Genomic DNA, 10427 nt, shown 5'->3' on the forward strand with positions numbered 1-10427 from the left:
ACAATATCTTAGTCACTTAAGAAATCATCCATTTGTGCAAAAATAAACTGCTTTAAAAACTGATCAATGCGAATATGCAGCTTAAATAGAGGTATGGTTATGCCGTCTTGTTTTTCAAAGTAGGCCTTGGCTTTCGTTTTATCTACCGATTCTTTTAATGCGTCGAAACGACCAAAGTCGTTGAGATTCTTATCATTAACACTATCAGTCATTAATGCTATGAGTAGTTTTTTATCTAAACCAAGAGCATCAACAACAGCGTTTAATTGTGCATTTTCAGCGTTGTCTTTGTAGGCGTTGATATAGTCTCTAAAAGTATAGCCTTCAATTAATTGCGCATCACCGCGCTGCAAGTCGTGTAAGAAGAGCTTGGCGTACTTTTGCTCGCTTTGGGTGAGTGATGCAAACGACTTGTGCAGCTCATTTAATGTGATTTCAATGTTCGCAGAACCTTGATGTTTGTTCAGCTCTTTTAAGTATTTATCAAAGCGGCTATTCATGTAGTCGGCATCGATTTTTCCGGTATCTATCTCGGTTAAATAGCCACTGATATCAAAAGGCACATCGCTGCCACCTACGCCAGTACCATCACCCTTGGCAACCAACTCTTTGTAACGCAGAACCAGGCTCAGATAAGTTTGTTCGTCTATGGACAGCGTTACCTCATGTTCTACATCATTTTCAGTAAATGAATAGATCGACTGCTCCCAATGCAAACCTTGTACTTTAGCCGCTTCTAGGTGGTGGCTAAAGTTGTTAAATAATTTGGCGAATTGGGCACAGGTTTCTATATCTTCTGGCAGTTTTTCAAAGTTCTCAATACCCGCACTGACAAACAGCCCGGTAATCTCTAACACTAATTCATTCATGGCGTTAAGGTTGCTTTCTAACCTATCTACAAACAAGCCGATAGGTCTGTCGCCGGAATAGAGTTTTACCGCATCATTAATATTTTTCTCCATGGTGTGTGGATAACGGTAATAACGGATGATGCCGTGGGGTTTGTCCGGACCAAACAAGCGGTTGGTACGTGAGAACGCTTGAATAATATTTTGGTATTTAATTACCTTATCTAAATACAAGGTGTTAAGCCATTTAGAGTCAAAGCCAGTGAGCATTTGATCTACAACAATCAGTAAATCTAATTGCTTTGAAGGCTCGGTATGAATGCACTCATAGGGCTTTTTATGGGCAAGGCGTGCCGCTAAATCTTTTTTAAACGCCGCATGGCGGGCAAAGTCAAAATCTTGACAATAACGCGCGTTATAGTCGGTCATTATTTCGTCTAGGCCATCGCCTTTAAAGGTGGGGTCACGGTCACCACTGCCGTCGTTATCAATATTTGGGTCAAACAAAGCCGATACTTTAAGTTCAGGTTTGGCGGCTTTTAAACTGCGGTAATAGTCAATGGCTTCGGCAATGCTGTTAGTGGCCAAAATGGCATGAAATTTAGTCCCTTGACTGAGCACGTCCCATTTATGCAGAATATCTTCCACCACCTTAGTTTGGTGAGTATCGCTTAAATATTGGCTTTTAGGCACATAGTCTTCAATGCCTTTGTGGTATTTTCCTGTAGCATCTCTATGGCCAGCCATAGGTACATCATTCATAAAGTGGTTAAATTTTTTCTTTTTGACAGGATTATCCATGGCCTCGTTAACTGAACCGGCCTTGGCTTGCTCTAACGCCACCGCTTGCCTTAGGTCACTGTCTCTAAATGTAGGTACTTTGTAAGGGTCAAAACCGAGTACATTACCATCGCGTATGCCATCGGCAATGCTATAGCGGTGTAGCTCGTTGCCAAATACGGTACTGGTGGTATTGCCGTTTTTTTCGTTTTCTTCTTGAATCGGTGTCCCAGTAAAGCCAAAAAACAAGGCGCGCGGAAAGGTACGTTTAATCGTAATCAGCATATCGCCAAAGGTGGAGCGGTGCGCCTCATCGACAATAAACACCAAGCGTTTAGCGCGGATTTTTTCAATATCCGCGGTGTTTGTGGTCACGCCTTCACCATCTTCCGCTTCAAAAATATTACTCATTTTTTGAATGGAGCTAACAATTAAGGTATTGGCTGGGGCGGTGCTTTTTAGTTTGGTAATGAGTATGTGAGTATTTTCGGTGGCTTGAACGTCCTCGCCATCGCCAGCAAAATTGCGGTATTCCATGAGCGACTGGGTGCCCAGTTCAATCCTGTCCATTAAGAAAATTACTTTATCGGCATCTTTGGATTGAGCGATCAACTGCGCCGATTTAAAGCTGGTCATGGTTTTACCCGAACCCGTGGTATGCCACACATATCCCCCGAGGCGATCGGGATTATTGGCCGCGCTACCCAGTTGCTGCCAGTTGGTTTTGGCCACTTTGTCAGATATCGCATTAGCGGCGTAATACTGATAACTGCGCATTACCTTAAGCACGCCGTCGGTATCGTCGGCGACGGTATAAAATCCGATCAACTGATGCGCCATAGGGATAGAAAGCAGGGTAGAGGCAATGTCTTTCCAGTGGTTCATGGGTTCGTTATTGAAATCGGCCCAGTTAAACTGATAGTCGGGGTTAAACTTGCCGTCTAGTCCGGGATTGGCAAAGTATTTAGTTTCATTTGGCTCCATTGCCACGAACACTTGGATAAGGGAAAACAGACCGCTAAATACGCCCTCTTTACTGTACTTTTCAATTTGGTTGACAGCCTGGCTAACCGGTATGCCACTGCGCTTTAGTTCCACATGGATCACCGGCATACCGTTAATCAGTAGCAGCACATCACCGCGTCTGTCGTTACGCAAAGGGCTGTCGCGTTCAAAGTTAGGTTGCTGCACAATTTGGTAACGGCTTTGGCCAGCAGCAATTTCCTGGCGATCGTATATTTTTAAGCTGACTTCTTTACCCAAATGCAAAGCATCGGCTTGGTTATCACGCTTAATTGCCACGGTTTTGCCATTAATTAAACCGTTGAGCTTGAGCGGGGTTTTAAGCTCTTTGATATGCTCAATAATTTGCTGCATTTCAGTCGCAGTAAGCGGAACATCGTTTAAACGATCCCGCTGGCGATTGTTTTCAAACAAAATGTTTGCCCAGTTTTGCAGTAAATCGGCTTCGGTTTTGTTTTTGAGTATCTCTGTTTCCCATCCCTTGTGGGTAAGTGCCTCAATAAAGGCCTGCTCAAATTGCGCTTCGGTTTTAAAGGTGGTCATGATGGCGCTCCTTGTTAGACAAACATTTTACTTAAGCAGGCCTGCTTGATGTTATTAAGCTTGGTGATTTGTTGCTGGTTTTGCTTGATTAGGCTATCGAGATTTTGAAAGTAGGTACCGATTGCGGCTTGTTCTTCCAAGCTCTTTGGAAACGCAATGTTCGTATCCTTTATTGCGGCCTTTGATATTGATAAAACTTTTGTGCCTTGCATCAATGATAAAAGCTGGTCATGGTATGAAGATGAATTTAAATGGTAACCAAGATACTTGGAGGCAAAAGGGAAAATAGGCCTAACGGCAATCGTGTGCAATCCAGAAAGAATCAACTGATCCCCTATATTGAATAACTCTGTGCATTTTCCCACAGTGTTATCTTCGGCAGCATCAGCAATGATAATGTCACCATCTCGTAAACCGGAATTATTTAGTTTATTGGCTATGCTATCGTTCGTAATAAATGGTAACAACTCATTGCGTGCATCAAGAACTTCACCAAACTTAATTAGTACATCGCCATAGTGAATGTTTTTCGCCAATCCAGTTTTGTAGTTTAAATCAGCTCTTGAAAGAGTATTGTTCGGCACGTTAACAAAGCAAGCTCCAAATGGTTTCTTATCCCACTCCCCACTAAACCCTTTAAAGCGAATTTCTGGAATGGTATCACCTTGTTTGGGAAACATTTTTTCCAGCATGGACTTTTTTATGCTGCTGAGCTTGTCATGTTTTTGTTGGTGTTGGTTTATTAACGTGTCGAGCTTTTGGAAGTAGTTGCCTATTTCATTGCTTTCATAAATATTCTTAGGAACAAAAAAGCAAGAGGAAGATACAAGTCCCCAATCAGAACGAGGCATTTTCGAGCCTGCTGAAAGGTTTGAAATCAATTCAAATTCATTGGTTTGAATTAAAGAAAATAAAAACGTACTTGCAACATTGTCGGCACGTAACACCCAAAAATCTCCAACTGCGAGCCCTTCAAAGTCAGCTAAAAACCAGTTTTTCAGATAGGGGCGCAATTTTCCAAATAAAACATCATCAGCTTCAAATTTTAAGCCGGTTTTAAAGGATTTTTTCTGATGAATATCTTTATTTAATCTGCCTTTCCCTGCGACTATATCTTCGTATTCAACACAAGGTAGACATGTACTTTGATGATGTGTTGATACTCTGGTAGCGATGTTTGAAAACTCTCTCTCCTGCCACTTCTCACTAAATCCTTTAAAGCGGATCTCTGGCACCTTGTTATCCACACTCATCTTATTCACCCTTCAGTAAGTTAGTGAGTACTGCTAGGCCCTGCATATCAAACTCATTGCCCGTGAGCTCGCCCGTCATCTCCGCTAGCTCTTGCTCGGTGGTTTTTATCTCATGGGCTATCTGCGAATAGGTGACGGCGTATTTATCAGCCAGGGCTTGTACCTGGCTGGAGAGCTGGCTAATCACGGCATCTGGCATGCCGGCGAGTTCGGCGCTTAATGGTGCAATCCATTTAAGGTACAGCAGGTTGTTTACCTGTTCATCGGTTAAGGCTTCGATGGTAGTTTTGGTTTTTAAGTGCAGGGAAGTGGCGGCATCTTTGACCGCTTTTTTCAGGGCTTTTTCTTCATCGATTAATTTGTTCGCACGAATAACTTTGGCTTCATAGCTTTCTTCTGCAAATTTAACTTTGCTGTCTTTTTGTTCTTTCAGGAAGGTTTTGGCGGCTTTGCTTAATTCTGCACTCGCAAAGCCGTCTTTGCTCTCTTTGACCGTATCCTGTTCTTTTTCTTCTTCGGTTAGCGATTCTAAAATTTCTTCCAGCGTGCTGGCAATTTCTGCCAGTCGGGTTTCATTATCCGCCAGAGCTTGTAAGTCATCACTTAAGTACGTTTGTTGCACTAAATCGAAGGGCAATATGTGGCCTTTCCAACCCTCTTGTACTTCGGTGTCATTGCCGTTTTTTTTCTTTATAACAATATTGGGATCAACTTGCTTGGTGGCAGCAAAGCCTTCGGTTTGCATCATTTCTAAATCGGCGCTGATCAGTTGCCATTGATTGTTTAGAAATTGGTAAGCCTGGTATTTGTCGATTAAGGCAATGGGGGCTAAGCGGGTAAATAACTCGGTACTTAATACCACCTCTTGCTGGTTACGCTTTACACTTTGCCAGTTTTGTATTAACTGAGTGTTTAGGTGATCATCAAAGCCATTAAAGGTCTGGTTGTAGGCGCTGATAAACTCCAACACTTGCGGATGCCCGCTAATGCTGGCATTGACTACTTGTTTGTCAATGGCCAGCTCACTGTAAGAGGCGGATTTTGGTGTAAACAGGGTACTGCGTAATTGTGGGAAGGTTTGCCAAAAGCTATTTAACTCGGCAATTTCGCTGTTGGGAATGCCGCCGAGCATGGTGGCATGTAAATCCCAGGTTTGTGCCGTCGCAGAGGAATCCACATAGCGCGGTATGTTGAGGTTGTAACCGTTGTCGCGCAGGGTTTCTTTGCTCACCAGTTGTGAATACTTGTCGATACTCTCTCGGTTAATCACCGCATCAGTAATGCGCTTGATATCACTCGCTTGCAGTTTGTTGTTTTTGCCTTCTTTCATAAAGTGTTTGGAGGCATCGACTACCAATACATCGGTGTTTTGGCGTTTTTGTTTGAGTACTAAAATCACCGTGGGAATGCTGGTGCCAAAAAAGATATTGGCCGGTAAACCGATAACGGTCTCAATATGATTCTGCTCAATGAGTTGCTTGCGAATTTGACCTTCTTCACCGCCACGGAACAAGACACCATGCGGAAGGACGATAGCCATAATGCCATCGGGTTTTAGGTGGTAGAGGTCGTGCAGTAAAAAAGCAAAATCAGCTTTGGTTTTAGGTGCCAGGCCAAAACGTGAATAGCGAGGATCGCTCTCTTTAAAGCTGGGGTCCCAGTTTTGTGAGTAAGGCGGGTTGGATACCACGGCATCGACATGTAAGGCGTAGTATGAACCTTGAGGATCGCTGTCATCAAAATACGGCCAATCTTCTTCCAGGGTATCGCCATTACGAGTTTTGATGTTGCTGGCTTTGATACCGCGCATGATGAGATTCATACGGGTTAGGTTGTAGGTATTGGCTTTTAACTCTTGGGCGAAATAGGTGATGCTGTCTTTGTTTTTAGCGTATTTCTCGAACGCCTCACCAATATTGATCAGCAACGAACCCGAGCCTGAAGTTGGGTCGTAAATTTTGATGGTATCTTTGTGTTTTAACTCGTGGGCGATGATGTTTGACATGAGTACCGAGACTTCATGAGGCGTGTAAAACTCACCGGCTTTTTTACCCGCATTGGCAGCAAATTTCTCAAGCAGGTATTCGTAAATGTAGCCCAGTACGTCATACCCTTGATTACTATTCATGGGAATGCTTTTGATCAGGTGCAGTAAGTCGCTGATGGCCTTGGTGCGTTTGCCTGCACTTTCACCAAGTTTGCTCAATCCTGTTTCTAAGGTGGTAAAAATACCATCAAACAGTTTTTTGTAAGTTGGCGAAATCAAACGGCTAAAGGCCGAGAGCGCATCCCGCACGTTAGATTCATCAAATTCGGATGTTGGATCAATCCATGTAGAAAAAAGATTATCGTAGGCAATAAAGTAGCCCAGGTTGCTTTGCAGGTATTCAACTGTGTCGGTGTCTTCTTCATTGAGGGTTTTGATGTCTTCAGACGTCATCCCCTGTCTGGTGACAAACTGCACTAGCTGGTCGCTTAGGTACTTGTAGAAGATAAAGCCGAGTATGTAGTCTTTGTATTCGTTGGCTTCAATTTTAGAACGCATCTGGTTGGCAGATTCCCAGATTTTTGCAGCAAGTTGTTGTTTATTCACAATAAGTCCTGTTAAAAGCAATTCATTTTCGAAAAAGTCTATTTTAGGGTTTTGATTGTACGTTTCATAAGAGCTTCTTGCTAGCTGCAGGGCTTTACGAGTCCGTTGCAGTAAGTAGTTCTACAATCTCGATTCCTACCAAGACTGCCATTTCATCTGGTTCATCACCAATCAAAATAGTCGCTATCGAGTTTAGAAACCTTCATTAGCGTCACACTGGTACCCACCTCGTTGTCCATCATCAGATGAACTAGCCGATTATCATCGATAAGTACCATGCCTTCTATCGATTGCGCGTAGGCAACGTCATGCTTAGTAAAGCCAGAGGTCGTAATGAATACCCTAATTTAGCCTTTTGCCACACCAGGTCACCTTAGAATGCATGCAACTCAGGGCGGCCTACGGTGTTTTGCCAGCGTTTGGCTTGCACACACGCCTTTTCTAAACCGAGCTTGTCTAAAGAAATAACGCTATCAATTCCAGCATCACCGCTGCCGCCGACACGCTCTGAATCGTGATGGCCGCCGTAACCTAAACGGTGCAGCACATCCAGTACGATGACCTCGAAGCGGCCTTGAGATACCTGGCTTAGGTTCTCCAGCCGTTCCGATGCAACCGCATCGTGGATCTTTGATTGATTGCTCAAGGCGGTCGTCTGGGCTGTTTGTTAACATCGGTTGGGTGAGAAGGGGGTCTGTAACCGGGGCCAAATCTACCGCATCACTATTTTGTTGAAGTTTGACGTTGGTGTAAGCCAAAGCGAGATGTTCAATTTCTGCTGCAGTGAGTACGTTTCGAACGATTGTGAGCCCATCCGGTACGGTTTTGTAAACCAATTGGCTGCTGGCAATGGTTCTGTGGCATAAGATGATTGGTTTCCCTGTTACCCTGATCCCCTTTAATGTCATTGGCGTTTTGCTGGTCAGATTGCGTTATTTTATTATGGTGCTTGTTGGGCTCCTGATCCTTCTGTTTGTTGTCTCTCTGATAGTCAGTATTATTTCCTCCATGATTTAAGGCGGCTTTATGAATGAGAGCGTTCTTCGTGCTTTTAGCTTTAACGGTGCACTGGATGCGGGAATGGATCCGGGTAGCTATGCATGGCAGTCCGTACCTGTCGGCGACTGGGCCGCTCGACTCGATTTCAAAGTCTGGTCGAATACCACGTCCTCCGGCCACCTTGTCTGTTATTTTACCTCCCTGGATGATGGCCAACGATACCGTCTCTCGGCATTTCGACCGAAAAATGGCTCCCGTCGTTATACCCCAAAAGATGGTGGTATTGACTTTTCTGAAGGTGGGCTGGATGGGCAAGTATTTTTGTTGAATGTGGGAAAAACGCGTAATGGTACTTCTGCATGGTTGGGGGCTGAGTTTTTGGAGCGTGATGATTAAAAATCATGTATCGAATTAAGTTTAGATCCTGAATCTAAGCTAAGCACCGTGACGCCGAAGAAAATCAGCGTGTTTATACGCTGCAGGATGTACCACGTGGCACAGTTGACCGCACAGTAGGATTGTGTGTGACTCAACTGACAACGCAGGCAATATCATTCCTCCCGAAAACACGATTTGCTTGCTTTTTGATCTTGCGGGTGGATAATGCGCCAAAAATTACATATCTTGACACTTTATGAAATGGATGTTCATGAAAAGGACTTTTCTTTCGCACGGATCCACATCCACGGCGTTGAGCCGCGTTCTCGTGGGTGTTCTCTTCACCGGCACTTTCCCGGGTATGGCCGCCACGCCCTCTGATGCCCCTGAGCGGGCCGCTTCAGCTATTGATGCCCGCGAGCAGCAGCGCCAGCAGGCGCGCGAGCGCGCCCTGCAACAGCAAAATGCCCCACAGGCCGATGCGCGTCTTTCCCGCCCCGAGGCCGTGTTGCCGGATTACCCGGTCAATGAGTCCCCCTGCTTCACCATCAACCGGCTTACCCTGGTCGGGGAGTCGGCCGCTCGCTTTCAGTGGGCGCTGGACGCCGCTGCGGATGCCAAAGGTCGCTGTCTGGGCGGTCAGGGTATTGTGCTTGCCATCAATAAAGTGCAGAACGCCATACTGGCCAAAGGCTATGTCACCACGCGGGTGATGGCACAGGAGCAGGACCTGACCACCGGCGTGTTGGTGCTCACGCTGCAACCCGGGCGCATTGGCGACATTCGCTTTGAGGAGCCGGTCTCCTGGCGGGGGCGGCTGTGGAACGCTATTCCGGCCTCGCGCGGCGATATCCTCAACCTGCGTGATATCGAACAGGGGCTGGAGAACTTCAGACGGGTGCCCAGCGCCAGTGCTGACATCAAAATCGTTCCCGGTGAGCAGGAAGCCACCAGTGACCTGCAGGTCAACTGGCACGAGGGGCGGCCGGTGCGGCTCAGCCTGGGGCTGGACGACAGCGGTTCCAAGAGTACCGGACGTTATCTCGGTTCGGCCACCCTGGCACTCGATGCGCCGTTTGCGCAAAATGACCTGTTCTACGCCAACATCGGCAAGGATGTGTTTCAGCACGGGCCGTTCGGCAACCGTTCACATACGCTGAATTACTTCTTCCCGGTGGGATATTGGGCCTTCTCAGCCAATTACAACGACTACACCTACCATCAGAACATCCCCAACGCCAATGAGGTGCTGCGCTACAGCGGCAAGAGCGACAACATGCAGTTGACCGTCTCCCGGTTGTTGTACCGCGACCAATCCCACAAGACCACGCTCAACCTGCGCGGTTACCGCAAGCACTCGACTAACCACGTGGATGACGTCGAGCTGACCCAGCAAAAGCGGCGCACCGCTGGCTGGGAAATTGGAGTCAACCAGCGTAGTTACCTCGGGCGCAATACGCTGGATGCGAATATCAGCTGGCGCCGCGGCACCGGCGCCCTCGGGGCGCTGCGTGCGCCGGAGGAAGTCAATCATGACGGTTCGGCGCGTACCGGTATGCTGCTCGGGGATGTGGGGTTCAACCTGCCTTTCACCTGGGGCGAGCAGCCCTGGCGGGTCTATACCAGCGTGCGGGGCCAGTGGAGCCCGAATGCGCTGACGCCGCAAGAGCGGATGGCCATTGCCGGGCGTTACTCGGTGCGCGGCTTTGACGGCGAACAGATGCTGTCCGGCGAAAAGGGCCTGCTGTGGCGCAATGAAATCGCCTGGAACGTGTTTTCTCGCGGGCATGAATTGTATCTGGCCGCCGACTACGGTCGGGTGGACGGCCCAAACACCCGCCACTTGGTTGGCCATCAATTGGCGGGCAGCGCGCTCGGCGTGCGCGGCGCGCTGTGGGGGCGATTCAGCTATGACCTGTTTGCCGGCGTTCCGCTCTACAAGCCTGCGGGGTTCCACACCTCCGGCGCGACCGCGGGTTTTAGCGTAAATCTGGAAATTTGAACATCGCG

At 46.9% G+C, this 10427-nt stretch carries 7 protein-coding genes; 2 read left to right on the top strand and 5 right to left on the bottom strand.

Features of this window, described 5'->3' with window-relative positions; genetic code table 11:
- Positions 1-8: 8 nt before the first annotated feature.
- The 5 genes from FHU12_RS26005 to FHU12_RS27590 form a co-directional block, all read right to left on the bottom strand.
- Complete coding sequence (locus FHU12_RS26005; protein ID WP_141972651.1) at positions 9-3194, bottom strand: type I restriction endonuclease subunit R; 3186 nt, start codon at positions 3192-3194, stop codon at positions 9-11.
- 14 nt (positions 3195-3208) lie between these two features.
- Entirely contained in the window at positions 3209-4447 is a 1239-nt protein-coding gene (locus FHU12_RS26010) for a restriction endonuclease subunit S (RefSeq protein ID WP_141972653.1), read from the bottom strand.
- A gap of 1 nt (position 4448) precedes the next feature.
- Positions 4449-7040 (bottom strand): type I restriction-modification system subunit M, encoded by a 2592-nt coding sequence (locus tag FHU12_RS26015; RefSeq protein ID WP_141972655.1) that lies wholly within the window; start codon positions 7038-7040, stop codon positions 4449-4451.
- Positions 7041-7204: 164 nt separating this feature from the next.
- A complete protein-coding gene (locus tag FHU12_RS27585; protein WP_376698871.1) occupies positions 7205-7387 on the bottom strand; it encodes a restriction endonuclease in 183 nt (60 codons plus the stop codon).
- A 26-nt stretch (positions 7388-7413) separates the two neighbouring features.
- The gene (locus FHU12_RS27590; RefSeq protein ID WP_304413825.1) at positions 7414-7686 is read right to left on the bottom strand and encodes a restriction endonuclease; all 273 of its coding nucleotides are present in this window, start codon (positions 7684-7686) and stop codon (positions 7414-7416) included.
- Between the two features lie 380 nt (positions 7687-8066).
- Here FHU12_RS27590 and FHU12_RS26025 point away from each other — a divergent pair, with 380 nt between their 5' ends.
- A complete protein-coding gene (locus FHU12_RS26025; protein WP_141972657.1) occupies positions 8067-8435 on the top strand; it encodes a hypothetical protein in 369 nt (122 codons plus the stop codon).
- Between the two features lie 343 nt (positions 8436-8778).
- Complete coding sequence (locus FHU12_RS26030; RefSeq protein ID WP_260440789.1) at positions 8779-10419, top strand: ShlB/FhaC/HecB family hemolysin secretion/activation protein; 1641 nt, start codon at positions 8779-8781, stop codon at positions 10417-10419.
- Positions 10420-10427: the final 8 nt, after the last annotated feature.

The sequence above is a fragment of the Serratia marcescens genome (assembly GCF_006715005.1).
GTDB lineage: Bacteria > Pseudomonadota > Gammaproteobacteria > Enterobacterales > Enterobacteriaceae > Serratia > Serratia montpellierensis.